The sequence below is a fragment of the Nonlabens dokdonensis DSW-6 genome (genome assembly GCF_000332115.1).
GTDB lineage: Bacteria > Bacteroidota > Bacteroidia > Flavobacteriales > Flavobacteriaceae > Nonlabens > Nonlabens dokdonensis.
On the sequence record NC_020156.1, the window covers coordinates 588,260 to 614,852 of the forward strand.

A 26,593-nucleotide genomic window follows, 5' to 3' on the forward strand; every position below is an offset into this window, starting at 1 on the left:
TCAGTATCTATAAGTGATCCTTGCTTTCGTTAAATCGTAAGGACTCATTTCTAATTTTACTTTATCTCCAGGTAATAATTTTATATAGTGCATGCGCATCTTACCTGAGATATGCGCAGTCACAACATGACCATTTTCTAACTCTACCCTAAACATTGCATTAGATAAAGCTTCAATGATTGATCCGTCTTGCTCAATTGCTGATTGTTTTGCCATTATGCTACTGCTTTTCTATTTTTTCCTGTTTTTATTAAACCATCATAATGACGATTCAGTAAATACGAATTAATCTGTTGCATTGTATCAATAGCCACACCCACCATAATTAATAATGAAGTACCACCATAAAAGAGTGCCCAAGATTGCTGAACACCTATTAAAGATATTAATGCTGGGAAAATGGCAACGGCTGCAAGAAATAATGAACCAGGTAAAGTTATCTGAGACATAATACGGTCTAAATACTCAGAAGTCTCTGTACCAGGTCTTATTCCTGGTATAAAACCGCCATTACGCTTTAAATCATCTGCCATCTTATTAGTAGGAACCGTGATCGCGGTATAAAAATAAGTGAATACTATGATTAATAATGCAAAAGTAAGATTATACCAAAATCCAAAAATGTCTGTATATGCATTACCAATGGATTTTGCCCATGAAGCATCAATTTGACCTATAGCGGATGGTACAAACATAATTGCTTGAGCAAAAATTATAGGCATTACACCAGAAGCATTCAACTTAAGAGGAATATACTGTCGAGAACCGAAAGCATTTTTCTCATAACCACCAGTTGCAGATCTACGAGCATATTGAACAGGTATTTTACGAACACCCATTACAAGCATTACACAAGCTGCAATAATCAATAACCATATTACCACTTCAACTATAATTAAAAACCAACCACCAACACCATCAACTCTAGAAGTGATTTCCTGAATAAATGCCTGAGGTAACGTCGCAATTATACCTACCATGATCAACAAAGAAATACCATTACCTATTCCTTTATCTGTTATCTTCTCACCTAACCACATAGCAAACACACAACCAGTAACTAGAATTATTGTACTTAGAACTAAAAACAATGTTTGCTGATCTTGCATCATAAATGCAGAATCAGGTACACCTAATGTTTTTAAGGAAAGCATATAACTCGGTGCTTGTATCAAACAAATACCAATAGTGAGCCAACGTGTAATTTGATTAATTTTCTTTCTTCCAGACTCTCCTTCCTTTTGAAGTTTCTGTAGGTATGGTATCGCGATACCCATTAATTGAACAACAATGCTAGCTGAAATATATGGCATAATACCTAATGCAAAAACTGATGCTTTCGCGAAAGCGCCACCTGTAAAAGCATTTAAAATACCACCAATACCGTCCTTGAAGTTAGAAGCTAATCCAACTAACTGGGTAGAATCTATACCAGGCAAGGTAATTTGAGCACCAAATCGATACACCAATAACAAACTTAAAGTCATTATGATACGATCACGCAACTCTTCAATTTTCCAGATATTCCTTAAATTATCAATTAACTTCATAGTAAAGTGTTAAACTGTTGTAGCTTGACCACCAGCTTTCTCAATTGAAGAAAGTGCTGTACCTGTAAACTTATGCGCCTCAATAGTAACGGAAGAGCTTATTTTACCTCTACCTAAAATTTTAATCAAGTCATTCTTACCGGCAAGTCTCTCTGAAATAAGATCAGAAACAGTGATTTTTTCTGAAAATCTACCCTCGTTGATATAAGACTGGATAACATCTAGATTTATACCAGTGTATTCTTTACGATTGATATTTGTGAAACCAAACTTAGGAACACGACGTTGAAGAGGCATTTGACCACCTTCAAAACCAACTTTTTTGGAATATCCAGATCTTGACTTGGCCCCTTTGTGACCACGAGTAGCAGTACCACCTTTACCGGAACCTTGACCTCTTCCTATAATCTTTGCAGATTTCTTTACAGAACCTTCAGCAGGATTTAATTTGTGTAAACTCATTTTAATAATTTTTAAGCTTCTTCGACAGAAACCAAATGTTGTACTTTAGCAATCATACCCTTAATTACCAGATTATCATCATGTTCAACAACCTGATTCATTTTACGTAAACCTAAAGATTCTAAAGTTTTCTTTTGTCTAGCAGTACGATTGATAGCACTACGAACTTTTTTGACTCTTAATTTTCCCATAACCTTAATTTATCCGTTAAAAACTTTATTTAACGAAATCCCACGTTGCTTAGCAACCATTTCAGCACTTCTCAACTGTAGTAATGCATCAAAGGTAGCCTTTACCACATTATGTGGATTAGAAGAACCTTGATTTTTACTAAGAACATCATGCACTCCCACGGCCTCTAATACAGCTCTGATGGCACCACCTGCTATTACTCCCGTACCTTCAGATGCAGGCATCAAAAGTACACGCGCACCTCCAAATTTACCTTTTTGCTCGTGAGGTATAGTACCTTTCATTAATGGAATACGTACAAGATTCTTTTTAGCATCTTCCACGGACTTTGCTATTGCTTCAGACACTTCCTTAGATTTTCCAAGACCGTGGCCAACAACGCCATTTTCATCTCCAACAACAACTATAGCTGAAAAACCGAAAGCACGACCTCCTTTTGTTACTTTAGTAACACGTTGAACACCAACTAAACGATCTTTAAGTTCAAGACCACCTGGCTTTACAGTTTCTACGTTTTTATATTTTTGATACATTATCTTAAATGTTTCTGATTAAAAATTAAGTCCACCTTCTCTAGCACCTTGCGCAAGGGAAAGAACACGACCATGGTAAAGATACCCACCTCTGTCAAAAGAAACCGTTTCAATACCGGAATCTTTAGCTTTCTTAGCAACCATTTTACCGACCTCACTAGCCGCTTCTGACTTAGAAAGTGACTTCTCAAGCTCTCTAGATGAAGCAGAGGCTATAGTAACGCCATCCTCATCGTTGATTAATTGAGCATATATCTCTTTATTACTTCTAAAAACCGATAATCTAGGACGCGAAGCAGTTCCTACAATCGTTTTTCGTATACGTTTGCGAATTTTATTTCGTCTTGCTGATTTTGAAAATGCCATAATATTTATTAATTAAGCTGATTTACCAGCTTTTCTACGAATAATTTCACCAACAAACCTTACACCCTTTCCTTTATACGGCTCAGGCTTGCGGAAACCTCTAATCTTGGCAGCTACTTGACCCACCAATTGCTTGTCAAATGATGTTAACTTCACTATTGGATTTTTTCCCTTTTCTGATATCGTTTCAACTTTAACTTCTGGAGCGATATTAAGTACAATATTATGAGAAAAACCTAGTGATAAATCTAATTTTTGCCCCTGGTTAGAAGCTCTGTAACCTACACCAACTAACTCAAGTTCTTTAGTCCAACCAGTGGAGACACCTTGAATCATATTATTAATAAGAGAACGATATAAACCATGTTTTGCACGATGATCCTTAGCATCTGATGGTCTATTAACAACAACAGCATCTGGTTCAACATCTATCGAAACATCACTATATGGCTGCTCTAACTTTCCTAACTTACCTTCAACAATTATTACATTGTCATTAATCTTAACTGTAACACCAGCAGGTATTGAAACTGGGTTTTTTCCTATTCTAGACATAACAATTTTTTAATATACGTAACAAAGAACCTCTCCACCAACATTTTCTGATCGAGCCTGCTTATCAGTCATAACACCTTGCGATGTAGAGATAATAGCAATACCCAAACCATTCAATACACGAGGTAATTCCTTAGCACCGGCGTACTTTCTAAGTCCAGGCTTAGATAGACGTTGTAAGTCCTTAATAATTGACTCCTTAGTATCACGGTCGTACTTGAGTGCGATCTTGATATTTTGCTGAGATGCAGTTTCCTCAAATTTATAACTCAAAATATACCCTTGATCAAAAAGAATTTTAGTAATCTCCTTTTTAACCTTCGATGCAGGTACATCAACTACTCTATGATTTGCTCTAACAGCATTTCTAATTCTAGTTAGATAATCTGCGATTGGATCTGTATTCATAATTTTATCTTTAAGCTGTTACCAACTAGCTTTTTTAACGCCTGGAATTAAACCTTGATTAGCCATCTCTCTAAACATAACACGGGAAATACCAAATTGCCTCATGTAACCTTTAGGACGCCCAGTCAACTTACAACGATTGTGCAACCTAACCGGTGAAGCGTTCTTAGGAAGTTTTTGTAACTCTTCATAATCACCCGCTTCCTTAAGAGCTTTACGCTTTGCAGCATATTTGTCGACTAATGCCTGACGTTTGCGCTCACGCGCTTTCATTGATTCTTTTGCCATCTCTATTAATTCTTTTTAAAAGGTAAACCTAACTCCGTTAGTAGCGATTTTGCCTCTTTATCTGTTCCAGCTGAAGTTACAAAGGTAATATCCATACCAGAAATTTTATTCACCTTATCGATATTGATTTCAGGAAATATTATCTGCTCAGTAATACCTAGATTATAATTACCCCTTCCATCAAAACCATTCGCCTTAATTCCTTGAAAGTCACGAACTCTAGGCAAAGCTACAGTTACAAAACGATCTAAAAACTCATACATTCTATCACCACGTAACGTAACTTTAACACCAATCGGCATTCCCTTACGTAATTTGAATGAAGCAACATCTTTCTTAGAAAGAGTAGCAACAGCCTTTTGACCTGTAATAGTAGTGAACTCTTCCAAAGCGTAATCAATAAGCTTTTTATCAGCTACTGCACCACCTACTCCACGACTTAATACTATCTTTTGCAACTTAGGAATTTCCATAACATTCTTATACGAAAATTCACTTTGCAGAGCCGAACTAATTCGCTCTTTATACTCTCCTTTTAGTCTAGGTACGTATGACATGATTATATAACTTCTTTAGTTGTTTTGGCTACTCTTACATTCTTACCATCCTTTGTAGTAAAACCTACTTTTGTGGACTTTCCATTTCCGTCAATCAACGACAAATTTGAAACATGTAAAGACGCCTCTTTTTCCTTAATTCCACCTTGAGGATTTGTAGCACTTGGTTTTTCGTGTTTAGATACCATATTGACACCTTCAACTATAACTCTGTCTTTAGACAATAAAACCTTTGAAACCTTTCCTTCAGCTCCTTTATGCGCACCAGCAATAACCCTAACGGTATCTCCTGTTCTTATCTTAAACTTCTTCATAATAAACTCTATAGCACCTCAGGTGCAAGTGAAACAATTTTCATGAACTGCTTATCCCGCAATTCACGAGCCACTGGACCAAATACTCTGGTTCCTCTCATATCCGATGTAGGATTCAGTAATACACATGCATTATCATCAAAACGAATATAAGAACCATCTGGTCTTCGAACTTCTTTCTTTGTTCTTACAACCACAGCAGTAGAGACAGCTCCTTTTTTTATATTCCCATTTGGAGTAGACTCCTTTACGGATACCACAATCTTATCACCAACTGAAGCATATCTTCTTTTTGTACCTCCCAAAACACGAATACACAAAACTTCTTTAGCACCAGTGTTGTCAGCAACTTTTAATCTAGATTCCTGTTGTACCATTATTTAGCTCTTTCTAAAATTTCAACTAATCTCCAATTCTTTGACTTACTTAAAGGACGCGTCTCCATAATACGAACAGTATCACCCTCATTACAGTCATTATTTTCATCATGAGCTACATATTTCTTTGTTTTCAAAACAAACTTTCCATACATAGGGTGCTTCTGCCTCTTAACTTCAGCAACAACAATACTTTTATGCATCTTGTTACTCTTAACAACACCTACACGCTCTTTTCTTAAATTTCTAGTCTCCATTGTAACTATTTATTGTTTAAAGCAGTCTTAATTCTTGCAATCGTTTTACGCAACTTTGTAATCTGCGATGGATTATCAAGCGGTGACATACTATGTGATCTTTTTAAGTCACTATATGCAACTTGAGACTCTACAAGCTTATCTTTTAATTCATCAATTGAATAACCTTTAACCTCTGATTGTTTCATGACTTAATTTTATTCTTGATAATCGCGAGCGACTATAAATTTTGTTTTTACAGGTAACTTTTGTGCAGCAAGCCTTAAAGCTTCTTGAGCGACAGCTTGTGGAACTCCAGATATTTCAAAAAGAATTCTACCTGGCTTAACAACAGCGGCCCAATATTCTACATTACCTTTACCCTTACCCATACGTACCTCTAAAGGCTTTTTAGTAATAGGCTTGTCTGGAAAAATCTTAATCCAAAGAGAACCTTCCCTTTTCATAAAACGAGTAGCTGCAATACGTGCTGCCTCTATTTGTCTCGAATTAATAAAATTGGAATCTAAAGATTTGATACCAAAAGTACCATAGGCTAGTTGATTACCGCGACCAGAATCACCCTTCATGCGACCCTTTTGTTGCTTTCTAAATTTTGTTTTTCTAGGTTGTAACATTTCTAGCTATTATTATTTTCTACGACGACGGTTTCCACCTCTATTATTAGAACCACCTTTATTACCTTGTTGTTTCTTTGCAAGACCTACTAACGGAGAAAGCTCACGCTTACCATAAACCTCACCCTTCATAATCCAAACCTTTACACCAATACGACCATACGTTGTATGAGACTCAACTAAAGCATAATCGATATCAGCTCTAAAAGTAGATAAAGGAATACGACCATCTTTGTAAGACTCAGAACGCGCCATCTCAGCACCGTTTAATCTACCTGAAATTTGAACTTTAATACCTTCAGCATTCATCCTCATAGCAGCAGCAATAGCCATCTTAATCGCCCTTCTGTACGAAATACGATTTTCAATTTGACGTGCAATGCTAGAGCCGACTAAATGAGCATCAAGCTCTGGTCTTTTAATCTCATGAATGTTTATTTGAACATCCTTACCTGAGATTTTTTTCAACTCCTCTTTCAAACGATCAACCTCAGAACCACCTTTACCAATAATGATACCTGGTCTAGCAGTAGTTATAGTTATCGTAACTAACTTAAGCGTTCTTTCGATGATTACTCTAGAAACACTTGCCTTTGATAAACGAGCATGAATATACTTACGTATTTTATCATCCTCAGCTAATTTATCACCGTAATCATTACCACCATACCAGTTAGATTCCCATCCACGGATAATGCCTAATCGGTTTCCTATCGGATTTGTTTTTTGTCCCATAATATTAGTTATCCTTTAGCATTTTAGATTCACCCAAAACGAGTGTAACATGGTTTGATCTTTTACGTATTCTGTGCGCTCTTCCCTGAGGAGCTGGGCGTAACCTTTTTAACATTGTTCCGCCGTCTACTCTTATTTCTTTAATAATAAGCCCAGCTTCAACTACGTCAGAATCCTCATTTTTAGCTTGCCAATTAGCAATTGCACTCAAAACTAACTTCTCCAATCTACCTGCCGCTTCCTTAGAAGAAAACTTCAGAATACTTAACGCATCCTCAACTTTTTTACCTCTAATAATATCAGCAACTAGCCTCATTTTACGAGGTGATGTCGGACAATTATTTAATTTAGCAAAAGCAATCTTGCTTTTCTCTTCCTTAAGCCTCTCAGCCATTTGTCTTTTACGAACTCCCATAGCTTAGATTATTTCTTACCTTTATTCTTGGCACCACCATGACCTCTATAAGATCTAGTAGGAGAAAACTCCCCTAACTTGTGACCAACCATATTCTCAGTTACATAAACAGGGACAAATTGCCTCCCATTATGAACAGCTATAGTTTGACCTACAAAATCTGGAGTGATCATTGAAGATCTTGACCAAGTTTTAATAACATTCTTTTTACCAGACTCAATGTTTTGAGCCACCTTAGATTCAAGTTTATGAAATACGTAAGGTCCTTTTTTAAGTGAACGAGCCATAATTTATTTCTTTCTACGTTCTAATATATATTGAGCACTAGCTTTATTCTTATCTCTTGTACGATAACCCTTAGCAGGAATACCGTTACGAGATCTTGGATGACCTCCAGAAGACTTACCTTCTCCACCACCCATTGGGTGATCAACTGGGTTCATCACAACTGGACGCGTTCTAGGACGACGGCCTAACCATCTAGATCTACCTGCTTTACCTCCAACTAAAAGTTGATGATCACTGTTTGATATAGCACCTATCGTTGCAAGACATTCTTGTAAAATTAATCTTGTCTCTCCAGAAGGCATCTTAACAGTAGCGTACTTTCCATCCCTTGCCATAAGTTGCGCAAAAGCACCGGCACTACGAGCGATAATAGCTCCTTGACCAGGTCTTAACTCAATACAACTTATTATAGAACCAAGCGGAATATTTGCTAACTTCATAGCATTACCTACCTCAGGAGTTGCAGTATCACCAGAAACTAAATTCTGCCCAACTTTGAGACCATTTTGAGCTATGATGTATCTTTTCTCACCATCTTGATAATTAAGAAGCGCGATAAACGCGGTTCTATTAGGATCATATTCAATACTAGCCACTGTAGCCGGCACGCCAAAATGATTTCTTTTAAAATCGATAATACGGTAGCGTCTTTTATGACCACCACCCTTGTAACGCATAGTCATACGACCACTTGCATTACGACCACCAGAACGTTTTTTCGGAGCGAGCAAGCTCTTCTCCGGCTTATCAGTTGTAATAGCATCGTAGCCATTAACAACTCTAAATCGCTGTCCAGGAGTTACAGGTTTTAATTTTCTAACTGACATTATTGTCTTTTAATTATAGATTACTATAAAGATCAATGGTTTCACCATCTTTAAGTTGTACAAAAGCTTTTTTACGAGCACTTGTTTTACCAACTTGAATCCCTGATTTAGTATATTTAGTATTGCGATTGATACGAGTATTCATTGTTCTTACCTTAAGAACAGTAACACCATAAGTCGCTTCTACTTCTTTTTTAATCTGAACTTTATTTGCACTAGGAGAAACCTCAAAGCCAAATCGGTTTAAAAGCTCGCTATCTCTAGTAGCTTTTTCCGTAATGATAGGTTTAATTAGGACACTCATAACTGCTTATTTACTTAAAGTTTCTTCAATTTCTTCCAGAGAACCTTCTAGAAGAACGACGTTTGACGCGTTTGTTATACTGTAAGTACTTAATTCCGTGCACTTTACAACATTTGAACCTTTCAAATTTCGCGAAGACAAATATACATTTTTATTTGACTCTCCCAACACAAAAAGAGATTTTTTATCATTAAGTCCTAAACTCTCTAAAACTTCAATGAAATTCTTTGTTTTTGGTGCATCGAAACTAAAATTTTCAACAACCGTGAGCGCACCTTCAGAAACCTTTTTACTTAAAGCACTTTTGCGAGCTAAACGCTTTTGACCTTTATTCAATTTGAATGAATAACTGCGTGGTACAGGTCCAAAAATACGACCACCACCTCTAAATACAGGTGATTTGATAGAACCAGCACGAGCTGTACCAGTACCTTTTTGCTTCTTTATCTTTCTAGTACTACCAGCTATTTCAGCTCTTTGCTTAGCCTTATGCGTACCTTGACGACGATTTGCTAGATATTGCTTTACATCTAAATAGATCGCGTGATCACTAGGCTCGATACCGAATACATCATCAGACAATTCTACCTGACGACCAGTTTCTTTTCCTTTTAAATCTAATACTGCTACCTTCATTATTTCTGTACTATTACATAAGAATTTTTATGACCAGGAATACATCCCTTCACAACAAGTATGTTCTTTTCAGAAACAACTTTAAGAACTCTTAAATTTTGAACTTTAACTTTTTCATTACCCATCTGTCCTGCCATGCGCATACCTTTAAATACACGAGCTGGATAAGATGCAGCACCGATGGAACCTGGAGCTCTTAAACGGTTATGCTGTCCGTGAGTAGCTTGACCTACACCACCAAAACCATGACGTTTAACAACACCTTGAAATCCTTTTCCTTTAGAAGTTCCAGAAACATCTACAAATTCACCTTCTGTGAACATATCAACTGTTATTGAATCTCCTAATTTGTACTCCTCATCAAAACTTTTGAATTCAGCAATTTTTCTCTTGACAGCAGTTCCTGCTTTCTTGAAGTGACCTTGAGCCGCTTTAGAAGCATTCTTGTCTGATTTGTCATCGAAACCTAGTTGTAAAGCAGCATATCCATCTACTTCTTCAGTTCTGACTTGGGTAACAACGCAAGGACCTGCTTCTATGATAGTACATGGCATATTCTTACCATTTTCATCATAGATACTAGTCATTCCGATTTTTCTTCCTATTAACCCAGACATATTATTAATTATTTAATTGTTATTTGATAATGTAAAGTATTCCGCTTTCGCGAAAGCGGAATACTATAAAACTTTATTTGAAAAGTTATTAAACCTTGATCTCTACTTCAACACCACTTGGCAATTCTAGCTTCATAAGAGCATCAATGGTCTTAGAAGAGGAGCTGTAGATATCTAAAAGTCTTTTATAAGAGCTCAATTGGAACTGCTCGCGAGACTTTTTGTTTACGTGCGGCGATCTTAAAACAGTAAATATTTTCTTATGTGTTGGCAAAGGAATAGGTCCTGTTACCACTGCACCTGTACTTTTTACTGTCTTTACAATTTTTTCAGCAGACTTATCCACCAGCATGTAATCGTAAGATTTTAGTTTTATTCTGATTTTTTGACTCATCGTTTGAAATATTAATTGTTACCTTTTGTTGCAGCGATTACTTCTTCACTAATATTTGATGGAGTTTCAGCATAATGTGAAAATTCCATAGTTGAAGTAGCACGACCAGATGAAAGCGTACGTAATGTAGTTACATAACCAAACATCTCAGAAAGCGGAACATCAGCCTTTACAACTTTTGCACCATTACGATCTCCCATGTCGTTCATTTGACCACGGCGACGGTTTAAGTCACCTACGATATCACCCATATTTTCTTCTGGAGTGATAACCTCTAGCTTCATCATAGGCTCCAATATTACTGCTCCTGCAGATTTTGCAGCAGCTTTATAACCCATTTTTGCAGCAAGTTCGAAAGAAAGAGCATCAGAATCTACAGGGTGGAAAGAACCATCTGTAAGCGTTACTCTCATACTATCCATCTCAAATCCAGCAAGTGGGCCAGCTTTCATAGCCTCACGGAATCCTTTTTCAATTGCAGGGATAAATTCTTTAGGAATGTTACCACCTTTAATTTTATTGATAAATTGAAGACCTTCTTCTATCTTACCTTCTTCATTTTCCTCAGCTGGCTCCATCGTAAATACGATATCACCAAATTTACCACGACCACCAGATTGCTTTTTATAAGTTTCTCTGTGATCAGCTGATCTTGTTAAAGCCTCTTTGTATTCAACCTGTGGAGCACCTTGGTTAAGCTCTACCTTAAACTCACGACGCATACGGTCAACAATGATGTCTAAGTGCAACTCTCCCATTCCAGAAATGATAGTTTGACCAGAAGCCTCATCAGTTCTAACTTGGAATGTAGGATCTTCCTCAGCTAATTTAGCTAAAGCCATACCCATTTTATCAACATCGGCCTTAGTTTTAGGCTCAACAGCGATACCGATTACCGGATCAGGGAAATCCATCGATTCTAAAACGATAGGATGGTCTTGATCTGACATGGTATCTCCAGTTTTAATATCTTTAAAACCTACAGCAGCACCAATATCACCGGCTTCAATAAAGTCAATTGCATTTTGTTTATTAGAATGCATTTGATAGATACGAGAGATACGTTCTTTTTTACCAGAACGATTATTTAATATATAAGAACCTGCATCTAAACGACCAGAGTAAGCACGGAAGAATGCTAAACGACCAACAAAAGGATCAGTTGCTATCTTAAATGCAAGAGCTGAAAACGGCTCTTTTACACTTGGCTTGCGTCTTTCTTCTTCATCAGTATCAGGATTAGTACCGATAACACTATCTCTATCTAATGGCGATGGCAAATAACGACATACAGCATCTAATAAAAACTGCACACCTTTATTTTTAAATGCAGAACCACAAACCATAGGTATGATAGCCATATCCATTACAGCAGCTCTCAATGCGTTGTGCACTTCTTCCTCTGTAATAGAGTCTTCATCCTCCATAAATTTCTCTAGAAGATTTTCATCATAACTCGCTACCTCTTCTATCAGATTAGCACGATACTGACGCACCTCTTCTTTCATATCTTCTGGAATAGGCACAACATCAAATGTTGATCCGAAGTTATCTTCATGCCATACCGTAGCTCTGTTCTTTACAAGATCCACAATACCTTTAAAACCATCTTCTTCACCTATGTTTAAAACAATAGGTACAGCGTTTGATTTAAGCATGCTTTTCACCTGAGAACATACTTCTAAAAAGTTAGCTCCCTGACGGTCCATTTTATTTACAAAACCAATACGTGGCACTTTGTAATTATCTGCTAATCTCCAGTTAGTTTCAGATTGTGGTTCAACACCATCAACTGCACTAAAAAGAAATACTAAACCATCTAGTACACGCAAAGATCTATTTACTTCAACAGTAAAATCTACGTGACCAGGAGTATCGATAATATTAAAATGATATTCTTGCGCTTCTGGAGTAGGCTCCCCATTTTCTTTAGGAAAAACCCATTCACATGTTGTAGCTGCAGAAGTAATTGTAATACCTCTTTCAGCCTCTTGTTCCATCCAGTCCATAGTAGAAGCACCATCATGCACTTCACCTATCTTGTGTGAAACTCCTGTATAAAAAAGGACACGCTCAGTTGTAGTTGTTTTACCAGCATCAATATGAGCCGCAATCCCTATGTTTCTTGTTAATTTTAAATCTCTTGCCATTTCCTTAGAATCTAAAGTGTGAGAATGCCTTGTTTGCTTCAGCCATCTTATGAGTGTCAACCTTTTTCTTTACAGCAGCACCTTCTTCTTTAGCAGCTGCTAAAATTTCTGAAGCTAAACGTACAGAAAACGATTTCTCATTTCTCTTACGAGAGTAACTTATCAACCACTTCATTGCAGTAGATATCTTACGATCTGGTCTGATTTGCATTGGGATTTGAAAAGTAGCACCTCCTACACGACGGCTACGTACTTCTACGTGTGGCATAACGTTAGACAACGCATCTTTCCACACTTCTAAAGAAGTTTTTTCTTCGTCTTGATTTTTCTCTTCTACGATATCCATTGCATCATAGAAAAGCTTGAATGCTGTAGACTTCTTACCATGTAACATCATCATGTTTACAAAGCGAGTCACTAGCTGGTCGTTAAAACGTGGATCCGGAAGGATAGGACGTTTCTTGGCCTGTCTTTTTCTCATTTCTTCTTGTTGAAATTGTTAATTAAAAAAATCTAAACAGAGCATGCATAGACTTTTTAAAAATTGTTTACTTCTTAGGGCGTTTTGCACCATACTTAGATCTACGTTGCGTGCGGTCTGCAACACCTGCGGTGTCCAGTGCTCCACGTACAATGTGGTATCTAACTCCTGGCAAATCTTTTACCCTTCCACCTCTAACCAATACTATCGAGTGCTCTTGTAGATTATGTCCTTCTCCTGGAATGTAGGCATTTACTTCCTTACCGTTAGTAAGTCTAACCCTAGCTACCTTTCTCATTGCTGAGTTAGGTTTCTTAGGTGTAGTTGTGTAAACACGAGTACACACTCCACGACGTTGAGGACAAGAATCTAAAGCAGCCGATTTACTCTTCTTGGTTATTTTGGCTCTTCCTTTACGTACTAATTGTGAAATCGTTGGCATATTGTTTTACGCTAATAAATTAATCCCTATTTTAAGGGTCGGCAAAGGTATGAATAAAAATGAGTTATTCAAACCTCACTTTCAAATATTTAGAATATCTTTTAAAAAAGAATAAGATTTTGTCTTCTTTGCACGTTAAACCATAGTTTTGAATGATTTTAAAAAGCATAAATTGAAATATTATTTTGTCCTTATTATATATATATTAATTGCTCACACAGCTCTATCTCAAAATCAGTACCTACAAATAAGCTTTCAAAAAAGCCTGAAGCACCCCATAGACAGTACTTTCATTACGATATCGAAGAAGAAATCAAACGAAGTAAACGATAGCATTGTTTCTAATTTTATCAAAAAAGGGTTCCTTAACGCGACTTCTTTACCTATTACTAAAATTAATGATTCCACAAATGGTATTTCTATTGTAAAAAATAAGAAATACAATATCGTGGTTTTTGAAACAAGTGACGAACTTCAGAATGAAATGAAAACTATCTCGCTTTCGCGAAAGCGGAAAGAAATACCTATTGAAGAACTTGAAGAATATTTAGAAGACTTAAATAACCAATTAATTGAAAAAGGCTTTCCATTTGCCACTACCCAAATTACCGACATTACTTTAAATTCTAGCGACACTATAAACGCTGCTTTGAAAATTAAATTAAACTCTCAAAGACGCATTGACCGATTTGAAATAAAGGGTTATCAAAAGTTCCCTGAAAGAACGATTAATCAATTCTTAAAGAACAATAATCTCTACAATATGAAAAATATTGAAAGAATAGAGAATCACATCAGAAATATACCATTTGTCAACATGACAAAAAAAACTGAGGTTTTGTTTAAAAAAGACAGCACAACCGTTTTTCTATTTCTTGAAAAGAAGGATGTCAACTATGCAGAAGGATTACTAGGTTTTAATAACTCCGAAAATGGCAATATAGAACTCAACGGTTTTATTAATCTCCGGCTTGAGAACAACTTCAATAGAGCTGAGAGTTTCAATTTAGAATACCGCAATGACAACGAAGATCAAACCCAATTAATTACCAAAATAAACATTCCTTACCTCTGGAACAGCTCCATAGGAACCCAACTAGAGCTAAACATACAAAGAAGAGATAGCACTTATCAAAGGACATCCATAAAAGCCGGGACTTATTACAAACCTTCCTGGCAGACTCATTTAGGCATCAATTATATTAACACCATCTCTAATGCTTTAGAAAATGAACTTGGAATTAACGACATTAAAACAAACGGACTAGAACTACTTACAAGTTACCATATCAGATCAAATGATCAATTGATGCCTGAAAACGTGAAAATTGAACTAAGCTTAGGTGGCTATAATCGCCAGTTGAACCAAAAAAACGAAAATCAGTTCACTATAGACGCAACCCTTTTAAAATTATTGCATCTAAGTAATAGAAGTAAGTTTTTAGGCCACTTGAGAGGTCGCTATTTGAACTCTGATAATATCCAATTCAATGAACTTTATCAATTCGGTGGAACAGGAAGTATTAGAGGATTTAACCAAAACAGCATAGATAGCTCTTTCTATACCACGCTCGCAACTGAGTATAGATACTGTCTAAACGATCAAATTTACCTGCACAGCATTCTAGATATAGGCATATTTGAGAATTTTAACAGTAAAAAGCTGGATAAACTCTACGGTTATGGAGGTGGAATAGCAATTTTAACAAACGCAGGAATATTAAATTTAAGCATTGCAAACGGCCGTTTTGAAGGTGCTAAAGTGGACTTATCCAGCACTGTAGCTCATATAAACCTAAGAATTAACTTCTGAAATGTTAGCTTAATGTTATGTGCATCTTAACAAATCCTATAAATAGAGTCGATAAAAGTTGTTTTATTAAGTTCTTTTTTTGATTTTTGGAGCTGGCTAATTCAAATAAATCTAAACATGAAAACAAAATTAAATGGAATTTTGACGCTTTTACTAGCGTTAGTTGTGCAAGTAGCTTTTGCACAGCAAACTGTTACCGGTAAGGTAACTGGTCCCGATGGGGACGAGATTATTGGAGCGACTGTGTTAATCAAAGGTACTTCGACGTTTGCGTCAACTGACTTTAATGGTAATTTTACCATACAAGCCAGTCCAGAAGACACCTTAGTAATCTCTTACACAGGTTACGATACACAAGAAATTCTTGTAGGAAATCAAACGAGCATTAATGTAAATATGCAAAATAACTCACTCGCTGAGATTGTTATTACAGGTAGTGTGTTTGACGTAGGTGAAGAGAGAGAAAATGGAGTTTCCTCCATGGGAACTCAAGAACTTGCCGCTACAGTAGGACCAGTGTCAATTGACCGCGCAATGCAAGGTCAAATGTCTGGTGTAAATGTTGTTGCAAATTCACCAGCTCCTGGAGCGTCAGCAAACGTAAATGTAAGAGGTGCATTTAGCCCATCTGCTGGATTGCAAAATCCATTATACGTTGTTGATGGAACATATATGAACGCTGTAGACGTTCCTGCAATTAACTCTAACAACATAGCATCTCTTCAAGTATTGACAGATGCATCTCAAACTGCTCTTTATGGTAGTCGTGGTGCAAATGGTGTTGTTGTAATTACAACTAAATCTGCTAAATCAGGAAAGAGTGAAATTAACTTCAATACTAGATATGGTTTTACAGAAAGATTCCCTATCAGAGTTGATTTAATGAATTCACGTCAAAAATTAGAATTTGAGAATGAACTTTCTGGTATCACTAATGCCGCAGGAAACCCTATTGGTCTAGGAAGGTCGTTAACGCCAGCAGAAATAGATGCTGCTGCTGCTACCAATACTAATTGGGGAGATGAATATTATGAGACAGGTATTACTGAATCTTATAACTTTTCTATAACAAATGGTACTGAAACTGCAAGAAACCGTTTTTCATTAGGATATGATAACGACGAAGGTATAGTTAGAGGATATCGTGGTTTTGAAAGAATCTCAGCATCTTTCAAAAGTGATGTTAATGTAACTAAGAAGTTTAATATTGGTTATACAGTAAATGGTTCTTACTCAGAAAGAGATGATCCTAGAGATAGAAACAATGTACAATCTATTTTTCAATCTGAATTGAGAAATAACCCTTATGAGACTTTATTTATAACTGACGCCGACGGAAATCAAATAATTAGTCCTGGTGGTGTAAACGGTCCATTAAATGGTCTTGTAAACTACCAAGCATTAGATGAAGTACTTAATACTCAACAACAAGTGAGGAATTTACGTTTATTTGGTTCTGGATTTGCAGAATATTTCATCCAAGACAACTTAAAGGTAAGAACTCAATTTGGTGCTGTATATGACAGAAGACAATCTGAAAACTTTTTAAGACCAGCTGCAAGACTGAATCAATTTATCGGTAACCCAGGTGGAACTAAAAATGATAACTCTATTGACGATTTAGATTACAACTGGAGAAATGAAATTACTTATGGAAAATCTTTTGGTGTTCATGACATAAAAGTTACAGCAGCATCAGAATACCAAAGTGAGAATTTTTACAGAATATCTTTAAGTAGTCAAGGATTCCCAAATAACTTTCAGAACACTCAGAATTTAGCATCTTTAATAACACAAGATGGTTTTACAGATAGAAGCAGGGTGACGAGAACAGGTTTATTAGGAGTTGTAAACTATACTTATGATAATAAATATTCTTTTAATGGTTATGTAAGACGCGATGGTTCTTCAAGAACTGGTTTTAACAATCAATATGGTACCTTCTTTGGAGCTTCTGGATCATGGAACATTCACAAGGAGAGCTTTATGGAAGATGTTGATTTTGTAAAAGGATTAGTTTTAACAGGATCATATGGTACATTAGGAGATGATAGTGTATTAGGTTTATACTCAAACTTTACAACAATAAGTACTGCTGGTTCTTATGGTTTTGATAATGCTGCTATACCTAGCACAACTATTGCAAACCCAGATGTAACATGGGAAACTAATGAGAAGATAAATGTTGGACTAGCTTTCCAATTATTACAAGGATCGAGATTACGCGGTAAAGTTGATTTATTTCAAGACACACGTAAAGACTTTATATTTCAAGATGATTTCTCAGAAGAGGCTGGAAGCTTTACAGGTTTCAACAACTTTGGAGACAGTCGTGTTCAAGGTGTAGAAATTGACTTGAGTTATGATATTCTTCGTGACCCAGAAGGTTTAAATCTTACCGTATTTGGAAATGCAACCTTTATTGATGCAGAAATTACATCATTAGCTGTTGAAGAAGAATTTACAGGATATGCTGGTGGACAAGTTATCGCAAGAGAAGGACTTGAGCCTTTTACACATTATTTAGTTCGTTATGCAGGAGTTAACCCAGCAAATGGGGAGGCGTTGTATTTAGATGCAAATGGTGATCTAACTAACATATTTAGTGCTCAAAATGCAGTAGCTATCGAAGATAAATCACCTCTTCCATCACTTTATGGAGGATTTGGATTCAGAGCTGATTACAAAGGTTTTGATCTTGCAACTAATTTCAACTATACTTATGGTAACTATATCTATAATTTACAAGCAGCTAATATGTACGATGCTTCACAATGGCAAAGTAACAGATTTGTAGGTGCTTCAAATTTCTGGAGACAACCGGGAGATACAAACGTATTAGCAAGACCAACTACCGCTGGTATTGAAACTGGTACAACTCAGTTTTTACAAGATGGATCTTATTTAGCATTCAGAAACCTAACTTTAGGTTATACATTCAACGAGGATCAACTGGGTAAAACAGGTGTAAAATCTCTTAGAGTTTATGCACAAGGACAAAACCTAGCTATATGGTCTAACTTTGAAGGGAATCCAGAGGTTGGTGTAGGTTCTAGTGAAAACGCTGCAACCATTAATGGTGCTGTTTACATTAACAACTATCCGCAAGTTCAATCTTGGAGTTTTGGAGTAGACTTTAGATTTTAATAAAAAAAATAATAAGAAATGAAAAATATATTTAAACTATTGCTAATTGCACTTATGTTTAGTGCATGCGACGACGAAGATATCTTTCAGGAAGATCCTGATAGTATCGTAATTGAAAACTTCTTTCAAACAGAAGAAGAGTTTAACTCTGCACTGAGAGGTGTATATAGCCGAATGAAAACCGTAGGCTACTACGGTGGGTCTGGGGCATCTGGAGACTTTATCATAACTGGAGACCTGCTAGCAGATAATCTTATATCAAATCCTGATGGGCGTAGAAGTAACTTTAGAAGCCATAACTGGCAATATAATGATAACACGACTCCTACTGTACTTTATAACCAAGCCTATATTTCGGTTGCAAGAGTAAATCTTATACTTGATAACCTAGATAATCTAGAAGATGGAACAGTTAAAGACCAAATTAGAGGAGAGGCATTAGCCTTAAGAGCATCATTACTTTTTGATGTTGCACGTCTTTATAGTGAAATACCTACACAGTCTGCTAATTCAAACCAATCAATTGGTGTTGCTTACCCATTATCTTTTGATCCAACAGGTTCACCGAGTAGAGTTGCGACTGTTCAAGAAACGTATGACCTAATAAATGCAGATTTAGATTCAGCTATTTCTTTAATAGGATCTGCAAACGCTAGTGACAAAACTAGGTTTGATTTGAATGTAGTTCGTGGTATAATTAGTCGTGTTGCTTTACATCAAGGTAACTACCAAAGAGTAATACAATTTGCTCAGCCAGTTGTAAGTACTGTAAGTCCTGCTCAGGCATCTGAACTAGGTGGTTTATGGACAACTGCAAATTCAGCAGGTGTATTATTTGAATTGCCATTTATTATTGGTGATGAACTATTAGATACTAACTTTAGTCAAGGAGCTGGTACTAATCTTGTAACAGAATATAATGCTGACAAAGCTTTCTACGACTTATATGATCAAGCTACTGAACCAGAAAGAATAGCAGCTTACTTCGTGATTCAAAATAATTGGATCGCCGTGAATAAGTATATCCAAGGTTCTCAACAACAAGGTTTAAATAACGGTCGTTACTTAAGAGTAGAAGAAGTTATTCTTAACCTAGCAGAAGCTCAATATTTAGACACATCAGTATCTGAAGCAAGTGCTTTAGCAACTCTTGACATTCTTAGAAATGCAAGATATTCTTCATTCACAGGCGGAGAAACTGGTGATGCTTTATTTGATGCTATCATGTTAGAAAGAAGAAAAGAATTAGCGTTTGAATCAAGTGACCGATGGTTTACTATTAAAAGACTTCAAGGTGTAAGTGGTATTCCTTCTTCTTATACAGTAGGAGTTGTACGATCTGGAAATGGACATTTAGCAGATGGTACTGGTGTAGTTCTTCCTGAGCAAACATTACCAGCAGGAGATTTCAGATTTCAATTACCACTTCAACAAAGCTGGTTATTGGAGAATTTAAACCTTGTACAAAACAGAGGTTACTAATAATTAAAAATTTAAAAAGATGAAAAAATATTTAATAATATGGATGGCTTTGGTAGCCACAGTTTTTATAAGTTGTGATGCTGATCCTTTAGAACATGAAGTACTTAATACGTATGACGGTGTTGCTGTAGGCCTAAATGAGACATTTGCTCAAGTTTCTGTTCCAACTACTGGAATTACAGAAACATTTCCTGTAGTAATTACAAATTCGTCGACTGAAACTAGAACTTTTGGACTAGAATATGTAGGAGATGCTCCTACTGGTGGCGGAGTTTCTTTAGGAACAATAACTGTCCCTGCAAATTCTTTAGATGGAACAGCTTCTGTGAATTTTGACTTTGGAGCTATTAACTTAGGCGATGGTGAAACAGATACTTTTAGTATTAGAGCAACTAGCGATAGTACTGATATCTTTGGTACTATTTTGGAGATAGAATACTTCAAACAAGTTGTTTGTAACGATGCAACATTTACCATCAATACAGATACTTTTGCTGAAGAGACTGGTTTCTTTATCACTGATGACGCTACTGGTAATGTAGTTTACACAATGCCGGCTCTATCAAGAGGTGTTCAAACGTATACTGAGGATATCTTTTTAGCCGATGGTTGTTACACTGCTACTATCACTGATTCTTATGGTGATGGTCAAGTAGATCAAAATAATACTGGTGATTATACTATCACTTGTTCTATTCTAACATTTGCAAGTGGTGGTGGCGCATTTGGTGCTTCACAAACTAGACAATTTTGTGTGAATCAATAGTTAAATATTGATCTCAATTAATTTTAAAAGCCCAAGCCTATGCTTGGGCTTTTTTATGCTCAAAACTCAAATAAATAAAACTACCTTTACAACATGGAAAAAACGACTTTTATCTACGGGATCAGAGCTATAATAGAGGCCATAGAAAGTGAGAAAGAAATATCTAAGGTCTACTTGTTAAAAGACGGTGATGGCGTTTTAATGCAGCAATTGAAAAACATTGCAAGAAAGAATAACATCACAACTTCTTACGTACCGATTGAAAAGTTAAACCATCTCGCTCGAGGGAATCATCAAGGAGCAGTTGCTAGCATCTCTCCTATTCAATTCCATAGCTTAGAACAAATTCTGGAAAATATAGATGGAGAGAGCAAGCCTTTATTTCTGCTATTAGACGGTGTCACAGATGTTAGAAATTTTGGGGCTATCATAAGAACAGCAGAATGCACAGGAGTTACCGCTATCGTTATTTCAGAAAAAGGCAGTGCACCAGTAAATGCAGCTACTGTAAAAACTAGTGTAGGAGCTGTTTTTAATATACCCATTTGTAAAGTTAACCATATTAAAGATGCTGTATTCCTGATGCAAGCTTATGGAATAAAAACCGCTGGAGCAAATGAGAAAGCTGATGACTTGATATATGACATCGATTTAAACCAACCGATGGCTATAGTTATGGGTAGCGAGGAAAAAGGAATCAATCCTTCTACTCTAAAAATACTAGATCACAAAGTTAAACTTCCTATGCGAGGAGATATAGCGTCATTAAATGTATCAGTAGCTTGTGGAGCTATGTTGTATGAAACTTTACGCCAGCGATTATAATGTGAAATGACATCATTCCTTTTACAATTACTCTTCCTCATCTAGTTCTATGAAATTACCGTCAGCATCAAAATGACGCATAAAAGGATCATCTTCCTCACTGTAATGATCTAATTCCCATTGGAACTTTCTTTTTTCAGGCAGTTTGTTTGGAGTCAATAGAGCAAGAAGAACTCCTGCAATCGCACCGCTTAAATGCCCTTCCCAAGAAATTCCTTCTTCAATGGGCAATACATACCATACCAGACTACCATAAAAAAAAGCGACAAGAAAAGTCAGCGCGAGCATTTTATAATGTCCCGTAAAAACGCCTTTGAAAAATAAGAAGGCAGCAAGCATGTACACCACACCGCTCGCTCCTATATGATAAGAAGGTCTTCCTATAAACCATGTTAAAACTCCAGTAACAAGAATTCCGATTAACAAGACTCTTGTCGATATGTTTCTATAAAAGTAAACTAGAGCTGTTATCAAGATGATACATGGTAAAGTGTTGCTCCAAAGATGCTTTAATCCAGAATGAATAAATGGTCCAAATAACACACCTTGCAAGCCTGATAATTTATCTGGTCTAATACCATTATCTGTAAATCTAAAATGGAATTTAATTTCTAACCAATACACCAGCCACATTGTAAATACAAAAGCAATCGCAGGAACTATTGTAATAGCATCAAATTTGAAATATTCTGAATCTTTCATCTTTACAACAATATCAATAAAAAGACCATTTAGATTTACTGCCATGGTGTCGTGACAATTAACGAACAATGCACAATTCTTAATTGTACATCATCCTAAGAAGCTCTAATTTTGTAAAATGCAACAAATACCACTTGCCGAGCGTATCAGGCCTAATAATTTACAAGAATACTTAAGCCAATCTCACCTCGTAGGTGATCAAGGTACATTGAGACAACATATACTTAATGGAACCACACCTTCACTTATTTTATGGGGACCTCCAGGAACTGGAAAGACTACACTTGCTAATATTATCGCACAAGAAAGTAAAAGACCTTTTTATACCTTAAGTGCTATTAACAGTGGCGTGAAAGATATACGTGAAGTTATTGATAAAGCAAAAAGCGCTGGAGGATTATTCACCGCAAAAAACCCTATACTCTTCATAGATGAGATCCATCGTTTTAGTAAATCACAGCAAGATTCTTTGTTAGGGGCTGTAGAAAAAGGTTGGGTCACATTGATAGGTGCCACCACAGAAAACCCAAGCTTTGAAGTTATTCCAGCACTACTTTCACGCTGTCAGGTGTATGTTTTAGAAGCTTTCGCGAAAGCGGATTTAGAAAATCTATTGAAAAGAGCCATCAGAATTGATAAAACCTTGTCAGAAAAGGATATTAAAATAACCGAAACAGATGCGTTAATACGTATAAGTGGTGGTGATGCCCGTAAGTTATTAAACGTATTTGAACTTGTGGTAAATTCTATAGAAGGGTCAGAGGTTGAAATAACTAATAAACTTGTCTTATCTCAAGTGCAAGCAAATCCAGCTCGATATGATAAAACTGGAGAGCAGCATTATGACATCATCAGTGCATTTATAAAGTCCATAAGAGGAAGCGATCCTAATGCGGCTGTATACTGGCTGGCTCGCATGATAGAAGGTGGCGAGGACTTAAAATTTATAGCGCGTAGAATGCTTATTCTTGCATCTGAAGATATTGGGAACGCAAACCCTACTGCCCTAATCATGGCAAATAATACCTTTCAAGCTGTTTCTACCATAGGCTATCCTGAATCAAGAATTATCTTGAGCCAGTGTGCTATTTACCTAGCTACTTCATTAAAAAGCAACGCGAGCTATCTGGCTATAGGAAATGCTCAACGCATAGTAAAAGAAACTGGTGATCTATCTGTGCCATTAGGCTTGAGAAATGCTCCTACAAAGCTCATGAAGGAACTAGGTTATGGTGATGAATATAAATACGCCCATGATTATTCTGGGAATTTTGCATTCTATGATTTTTTACCAACAGAATTAAGTCAAACCAAAATTTACGAGCCTGGCAATAATCCTAGAGAACAATCTCAAAAAGACTTTCTACAGAAAAGATGGAAAGATCATTATAACTATAACAACAATGGCTGAATTTCTTTTAATTGATGAACTACAACCTCGTTACTGGGTATATCTTGATCAGTAATGTGAAACCATATAGTAGCAATCCCTACATTTTGCGCTCCTTTGATATCAGCTTCATAACTATCTCCTATCATAAGGCTTTCTTCTTTTGATGCACCGGCCAATTCTAGCGCCTGATAAAATATTTTAGAATCAGGTTTTTTTACACCTGCAGTTTCTGCTGTAAGAACCACATCAAAATATTTATCTAGACCAGAGTTTTTGACTTTATCTTGTTGAACTCCGTTAAATCCGTTGGTAATCAAATGTAGTTTAAACTTGTCTTGGAGCGAATCCAGCATTTCTATACATCCTTCAAATAAGTTATTGTAATTAGGTAAGTACTTGATGTATAAATCTGCAAAGAGATTAATTTTTGCATCTTCTACAAAATAATCACATGCGTCAAAAGCAGTCTTAAGCCTTTGATAACGTAAATCCTCTTTAGAGATTTTATTTTCCCTAAACATTCTCCAGAATTGAAGGTTTAAAGGTTCATAAATTGATATAAAATGATTTAAATCTAGTTCGATAGCATATTCCTCAAATATTTGCTTATACGCTAGCTTACTATTGAGATCAAAATCCCACAATGTATGATCTAAATCAAAAAATATATGTTTAATGTTATTAAATTTCTTTTTCATAAATGTATTCTAGTAGTGTAGTCGCGTGACTCTTTAAACCTTTTTCAAATTGACTATAATCAAACATCACAATAAAAGAACCAGAAACTTCAATCACTCTTTGTTTTAACTGTCGCACAATTTGTTTTTGTCCGTTGAGCATGTTTCCTGAGATACTCTTATAATGCAATGCGTAAGGATGAATTAGTAAAGGAGTTTGAACCTCATAATCTAAGTCATAGAAATAAAATGGATGACTCGTACTTGCTCTAAAGCCTGGCATCGTTTCATAACCCATACTATAATCTTCTAACTTTTCAGTTTCTACAAGACGTTTATAATGTCCAGGAGTAACAATTTTTGAATAAGCTGCCATAGTTTTTCTCAAAGGCCTATTAGAGATCTCCTCATACTTTTTACTTTGAGATTTCAGCTCTTTATCGTTGCAATAGAAAGAATACCGTAAACCTATGTCCACATAATCCCCTATTTTCTTGATGGATTCTCTATACTCTCTATATCTATAAACCGTTCCATTATCCATACGATTGTAGCTGCCTAAGTGAAAGAAAAAAATCATATCGTCTTTAGAGACAATAGACTTTCTTTTATAGCTCCATTTTGATCTTATAATCTCTATTAATCGTTCATAGTTATCATAAGGGTCAGTTTTAATTCCAAAAAGAACTAAAATTTGCTGGACGAAGTGTCTTAATTTAAATCTCCTTAAATGTTGCCACAGCATTAAAACATTATCAATAATACCACGACTTGTATATTTATAAAAAGAAGAAACTTCAATTGCTACCGTTGTATTGAATTTCTGTTCTCTTTTAAGGCTCACGTCAAAGCTGCGATTAATAAGAATTAAAAATTTTCTTACCCATAAATCCACCAAAGGCATCATAATAAAATTGCCTTTTACTGCTACACTTTCTTTTGCGCTGTAACGACCTAAATCATCCTTAACTTGTGGTAAATATTCTTCATACCTAGATAATAAGTAGAAAGAAGCAGCAAAAATATCAAATGGAATTGTGCTATTACCAGGCGCTTTAAAAAATACTGGAAGATCTTCCCATTTATGATATTCGATCTCATAATCATCGATGCCGCTTTCATCGAGTAAACCTTGAGACCATATAAACAGCTCCTCTCCTAGTGGTTTTGATCCATAACTAAATTTAACACCAGAATGACTAACAAACTCACTTACATCTGAGGTGAACTTGAAATCTTGCAACATCAGTCGCTTGAATATATGTTTAAAGATATACTCTTTACGAGAGGTGATATGAGAACAATAAATTAATATCATTAGATCAGTCCTTCGTCTGCAAAGCTGTAAAAACCTTGTTGTGTTATGATCAAGTGATCGAGTACTTTTATGTCTAGTAATTTTCCTGCTTCCACTAATTTTATGGTGAGCGCTTTGTCCTGCATACTTGGTTTTAAATTGCCACTAGGGTGATTATGAGAGAGTACCATGGCTACAGCACCTGCCTCGATCGCTTTTTTAAAGACCAACCGAGTGTCTACGAGAGTTCCTGTAATACCACCTATACTTATATTTTTCTTTTCTAAGACTTTATGGCTGTTATCGAGTAACATTACCCAAAATTCTTCGTGAGGCAATTCTCCTAAAATAGGCTGCATTATTCTAAAGGCATCATTAGAAGAGGTGATCTTAGGAAGCTCTACTGGCATTTCCATTGCTCTGCGCTTACCTAATTCTAGTGCAGCGGCGATAGTAATAGCCTTTGCCTCACCTATTCCTTTATATTTCATTAAATCTTTGAGACTTTTTTTACCTAAAGTATCCAAAGAATTTCCAGCATCATTTACGATGATACGGCTTAAATCTACAGCACTCATTTTACGAGTCCCACTACCTATCAAAATAGCAATCAACTCTGCTTCTGATAGTGAGGAACTTCCTTTATGAAGTAATTTCTCTCGTGGCCTGTCATTTAACGACCACTCCTTAATAGAAAAATGAGCATGATCTTCATCCATAGACTAA

General features: G+C 36.1%; 36 protein-coding genes. 6 read left to right on the top strand and 30 right to left on the bottom strand.

The genetic code is table 11. The features are described 5' to 3' along the window. The 26 genes from infA to rpsL all read right to left on the bottom strand — a co-directional run bounded on the left by infA (nucleotide 1) and on the right by rpsL (nucleotide 13,765). Nucleotides 1–216, bottom strand: coding sequence for a translation initiation factor IF-1 (gene infA, locus DDD_RS02455; RefSeq protein ID WP_015361146.1), 216 nt, complete (start codon nucleotides 214–216; stop codon nucleotides 1–3). Further along, nucleotides 216–1,550 (bottom strand): preprotein translocase subunit SecY, encoded by a 1,335-nt coding sequence (gene secY, locus DDD_RS02460; protein WP_015361147.1) that lies wholly within the window; start codon nucleotides 1,548–1,550, stop codon nucleotides 216–218. Before secY ends, infA begins: the two co-directional genes overlap by 1 nt. A gap of 9 nt (nucleotides 1,551–1,559) precedes the next feature. Beyond that, nucleotides 1,560–2,012: a 50S ribosomal protein L15 gene (rplO, locus tag DDD_RS02465; RefSeq protein WP_015361148.1), complete on the bottom strand. Its 453-nt coding sequence runs from the start codon at nucleotides 2,010–2,012 to the stop codon at nucleotides 1,560–1,562. Between the two features lie 11 nt (nucleotides 2,013–2,023). Further along, on the bottom strand, nucleotides 2,024–2,203 hold the full coding sequence (gene rpmD / locus DDD_RS02470) for a 50S ribosomal protein L30 (protein WP_015361149.1): 180 nt from the start codon (nucleotides 2,201–2,203) through the stop codon (nucleotides 2,024–2,026). A gap of 9 nt (nucleotides 2,204–2,212) precedes the next feature. Further along, nucleotides 2,213–2,737, bottom strand: a complete 525-nt coding sequence (gene rpsE / locus DDD_RS02475; RefSeq protein WP_015361150.1) for a 30S ribosomal protein S5 — start codon at nucleotides 2,735–2,737, stop codon at nucleotides 2,213–2,215. Nucleotides 2,738–2,755: 18 nt separating this feature from the next. Further along, nucleotides 2,756–3,103: a 50S ribosomal protein L18 gene (gene rplR / locus DDD_RS02480; protein WP_015361151.1), complete on the bottom strand. Its 348-nt coding sequence runs from the start codon at nucleotides 3,101–3,103 to the stop codon at nucleotides 2,756–2,758. 12 nt (nucleotides 3,104–3,115) lie between these two features. Continuing rightward, nucleotides 3,116–3,658 (bottom strand): 50S ribosomal protein L6, encoded by a 543-nt coding sequence (rplF, locus tag DDD_RS02485; protein ID WP_015361152.1) that lies wholly within the window; start codon nucleotides 3,656–3,658, stop codon nucleotides 3,116–3,118. A gap of 9 nt (nucleotides 3,659–3,667) precedes the next feature. Continuing rightward, nucleotides 3,668–4,066, bottom strand: a complete 399-nt coding sequence (gene rpsH / locus DDD_RS02490) for a 30S ribosomal protein S8 (protein WP_015361153.1) — start codon at nucleotides 4,064–4,066, stop codon at nucleotides 3,668–3,670. An 18-nt stretch (nucleotides 4,067–4,084) separates the two neighbouring features. Continuing rightward, complete coding sequence (rpsN, locus tag DDD_RS02495; RefSeq protein ID WP_015361154.1) at nucleotides 4,085–4,354, bottom strand: 30S ribosomal protein S14; 270 nt, start codon at nucleotides 4,352–4,354, stop codon at nucleotides 4,085–4,087. A gap of 5 nt (nucleotides 4,355–4,359) precedes the next feature. Then, nucleotides 4,360–4,911, bottom strand: a complete 552-nt coding sequence (gene rplE, locus DDD_RS02500) for a 50S ribosomal protein L5 (RefSeq protein WP_041566864.1) — start codon at nucleotides 4,909–4,911, stop codon at nucleotides 4,360–4,362. Between the two features lie 2 nt (nucleotides 4,912–4,913). Continuing rightward, a complete protein-coding gene (gene rplX, locus DDD_RS02505) occupies nucleotides 4,914–5,225 on the bottom strand; it encodes a 50S ribosomal protein L24 (protein ID WP_015361156.1) in 312 nt (103 codons plus the stop codon). Between the two features lie 8 nt (nucleotides 5,226–5,233). Further along, a complete protein-coding gene (gene rplN, locus DDD_RS02510; protein WP_015361157.1) occupies nucleotides 5,234–5,602 on the bottom strand; it encodes a 50S ribosomal protein L14 in 369 nt (122 codons plus the stop codon). Next, nucleotides 5,602–5,859 (bottom strand): 30S ribosomal protein S17, encoded by a 258-nt coding sequence (rpsQ, locus tag DDD_RS02515; protein ID WP_015361158.1) that lies wholly within the window; start codon nucleotides 5,857–5,859, stop codon nucleotides 5,602–5,604. Before rpsQ ends, rplN begins: the two co-directional genes overlap by 1 nt. Before the next feature lie 5 nt (nucleotides 5,860–5,864). Beyond that, complete coding sequence (rpmC, locus tag DDD_RS02520) at nucleotides 5,865–6,047, bottom strand: 50S ribosomal protein L29 (protein ID WP_015361159.1); 183 nt, start codon at nucleotides 6,045–6,047, stop codon at nucleotides 5,865–5,867. Between the two features lie 9 nt (nucleotides 6,048–6,056). Beyond that, the gene (gene rplP / locus DDD_RS02525) at nucleotides 6,057–6,476 is read right to left on the bottom strand and encodes a 50S ribosomal protein L16 (RefSeq protein ID WP_015361160.1); all 420 of its coding nucleotides are present in this window, start codon (nucleotides 6,474–6,476) and stop codon (nucleotides 6,057–6,059) included. 12 nt (nucleotides 6,477–6,488) lie between these two features. Beyond that, entirely contained in the window at nucleotides 6,489–7,211 is a 723-nt protein-coding gene (gene rpsC / locus DDD_RS02530) for a 30S ribosomal protein S3 (protein ID WP_015361161.1), read from the bottom strand. A gap of 4 nt (nucleotides 7,212–7,215) precedes the next feature. Next, nucleotides 7,216–7,626 carry a 50S ribosomal protein L22 gene (rplV, locus tag DDD_RS02535; RefSeq protein WP_015361162.1) on the bottom strand — a complete coding sequence of 137 codons (411 nt, stop codon included), beginning with the start codon at nucleotides 7,624–7,626 and terminating at the stop codon, nucleotides 7,216–7,218. Nucleotides 7,627–7,634: 8 nt separating this feature from the next. Further along, nucleotides 7,635–7,913 (bottom strand): 30S ribosomal protein S19, encoded by a 279-nt coding sequence (rpsS, locus tag DDD_RS02540; RefSeq protein ID WP_015361163.1) that lies wholly within the window; start codon nucleotides 7,911–7,913, stop codon nucleotides 7,635–7,637. A gap of 3 nt (nucleotides 7,914–7,916) precedes the next feature. Next, nucleotides 7,917–8,741, bottom strand: a complete 825-nt coding sequence (gene rplB / locus DDD_RS02545; RefSeq protein ID WP_015361164.1) for a 50S ribosomal protein L2 — start codon at nucleotides 8,739–8,741, stop codon at nucleotides 7,917–7,919. Nucleotides 8,742–8,754: 13 nt separating this feature from the next. After that, entirely contained in the window at nucleotides 8,755–9,045 is a 291-nt protein-coding gene (gene rplW / locus DDD_RS02550) for a 50S ribosomal protein L23 (protein WP_015361165.1), read from the bottom strand. A gap of 6 nt (nucleotides 9,046–9,051) precedes the next feature. Beyond that, nucleotides 9,052–9,681 (bottom strand): 50S ribosomal protein L4, encoded by a 630-nt coding sequence (gene rplD, locus DDD_RS02555; protein ID WP_015361166.1) that lies wholly within the window; start codon nucleotides 9,679–9,681, stop codon nucleotides 9,052–9,054. Then, nucleotides 9,681–10,298, bottom strand: a complete 618-nt coding sequence (gene rplC / locus DDD_RS02560) for a 50S ribosomal protein L3 (RefSeq protein ID WP_041566865.1) — start codon at nucleotides 10,296–10,298, stop codon at nucleotides 9,681–9,683. Before rplC ends, rplD begins: the two co-directional genes overlap by 1 nt. Nucleotides 10,299–10,386: 88 nt before the next feature. Then, complete coding sequence (rpsJ, locus tag DDD_RS02565; protein WP_006795812.1) at nucleotides 10,387–10,692, bottom strand: 30S ribosomal protein S10; 306 nt, start codon at nucleotides 10,690–10,692, stop codon at nucleotides 10,387–10,389. Between the two features lie 11 nt (nucleotides 10,693–10,703). After that, nucleotides 10,704–12,842 carry an elongation factor G gene (fusA, locus tag DDD_RS02570; protein ID WP_015361170.1) on the bottom strand — a complete coding sequence of 713 codons (2,139 nt, stop codon included), beginning with the start codon at nucleotides 12,840–12,842 and terminating at the stop codon, nucleotides 10,704–10,706. Nucleotides 12,843–12,846: 4 nt separating this feature from the next. Beyond that, the gene (gene rpsG / locus DDD_RS02575; protein WP_041566866.1) at nucleotides 12,847–13,323 is read right to left on the bottom strand and encodes a 30S ribosomal protein S7; all 477 of its coding nucleotides are present in this window, start codon (nucleotides 13,321–13,323) and stop codon (nucleotides 12,847–12,849) included. A gap of 67 nt (nucleotides 13,324–13,390) precedes the next feature. After that, entirely contained in the window at nucleotides 13,391–13,765 is a 375-nt protein-coding gene (gene rpsL / locus DDD_RS02580; RefSeq protein WP_015361172.1) for a 30S ribosomal protein S12, read from the bottom strand. A 172-nt stretch (nucleotides 13,766–13,937) separates the two neighbouring features. On the opposite strand from rpsL, the gene DDD_RS02585 reads away from it, so the two are divergent. The 5 genes from DDD_RS02585 (at nucleotide 13,938) to rlmB (ending at nucleotide 21,798) form a co-directional block, all read left to right on the top strand. After that, entirely contained in the window at nucleotides 13,938–15,578 is a 1,641-nt protein-coding gene (locus DDD_RS02585; protein ID WP_146250757.1) for a BamA/TamA family outer membrane protein, read from the top strand. Between the two features lie 117 nt (nucleotides 15,579–15,695). Then, nucleotides 15,696–18,725, top strand: a complete 3,030-nt coding sequence (locus DDD_RS02590; RefSeq protein ID WP_015361174.1) for a SusC/RagA family TonB-linked outer membrane protein — start codon at nucleotides 15,696–15,698, stop codon at nucleotides 18,723–18,725. An 18-nt stretch (nucleotides 18,726–18,743) separates the two neighbouring features. Beyond that, on the top strand, nucleotides 18,744–20,207 hold the full coding sequence (locus DDD_RS02595) for a RagB/SusD family nutrient uptake outer membrane protein (RefSeq protein ID WP_015361175.1): 1,464 nt from the start codon (nucleotides 18,744–18,746) through the stop codon (nucleotides 20,205–20,207). A gap of 19 nt (nucleotides 20,208–20,226) precedes the next feature. Beyond that, the gene (locus DDD_RS02600) at nucleotides 20,227–20,973 is read left to right on the top strand and encodes a hypothetical protein (protein WP_015361176.1); all 747 of its coding nucleotides are present in this window, start codon (nucleotides 20,227–20,229) and stop codon (nucleotides 20,971–20,973) included. 93 nt (nucleotides 20,974–21,066) lie between these two features. After that, complete coding sequence (gene rlmB, locus DDD_RS02605) at nucleotides 21,067–21,798, top strand: 23S rRNA (guanosine(2251)-2'-O)-methyltransferase RlmB (RefSeq protein ID WP_015361177.1); 732 nt, start codon at nucleotides 21,067–21,069, stop codon at nucleotides 21,796–21,798. Between the two features lie 27 nt (nucleotides 21,799–21,825). Here rlmB and DDD_RS02610 read toward each other — a convergent pair whose 3' ends face one another. Next, on the bottom strand, nucleotides 21,826–22,545 hold the full coding sequence (locus DDD_RS02610; RefSeq protein WP_015361178.1) for a rhomboid family intramembrane serine protease: 720 nt from the start codon (nucleotides 22,543–22,545) through the stop codon (nucleotides 21,826–21,828). A 73-nt stretch (nucleotides 22,546–22,618) separates the two neighbouring features. Here DDD_RS02610 and DDD_RS02615 point away from each other — a divergent pair, with 73 nt between their 5' ends. Continuing rightward, a complete protein-coding gene (locus DDD_RS02615) occupies nucleotides 22,619–23,911 on the top strand; it encodes a replication-associated recombination protein A (RefSeq protein WP_015361179.1) in 1,293 nt (430 codons plus the stop codon). On the opposite strand, the gene DDD_RS02620 is transcribed toward DDD_RS02615, so the two are convergent. The 3 genes from DDD_RS02620 to radC are packed head-to-tail and all read right to left on the bottom strand — an operon-like array spanning nucleotide 23,893 to nucleotide 26,586. Then, on the bottom strand, nucleotides 23,893–24,591 hold the full coding sequence (locus DDD_RS02620) for a YjjG family noncanonical pyrimidine nucleotidase (protein ID WP_041566869.1): 699 nt from the start codon (nucleotides 24,589–24,591) through the stop codon (nucleotides 23,893–23,895). The two genes, DDD_RS02615 and DDD_RS02620, sit on opposite strands and share 19 nt — an antisense overlap. Further along, entirely contained in the window at nucleotides 24,575–25,888 is a 1,314-nt protein-coding gene (locus DDD_RS02625) for a DUF7033 domain-containing protein (RefSeq protein WP_041566870.1), read from the bottom strand. Before DDD_RS02625 ends, DDD_RS02620 begins: the two co-directional genes overlap by 17 nt. Beyond that, nucleotides 25,888–26,586: a RadC family protein gene (radC, locus tag DDD_RS02630; RefSeq protein WP_015361182.1), complete on the bottom strand. Its 699-nt coding sequence runs from the start codon at nucleotides 26,584–26,586 to the stop codon at nucleotides 25,888–25,890. The genes DDD_RS02625 and radC overlap by 1 nt, the downstream gene beginning before the upstream one ends. Nucleotides 26,587–26,593: the final 7 nt, after the last annotated feature.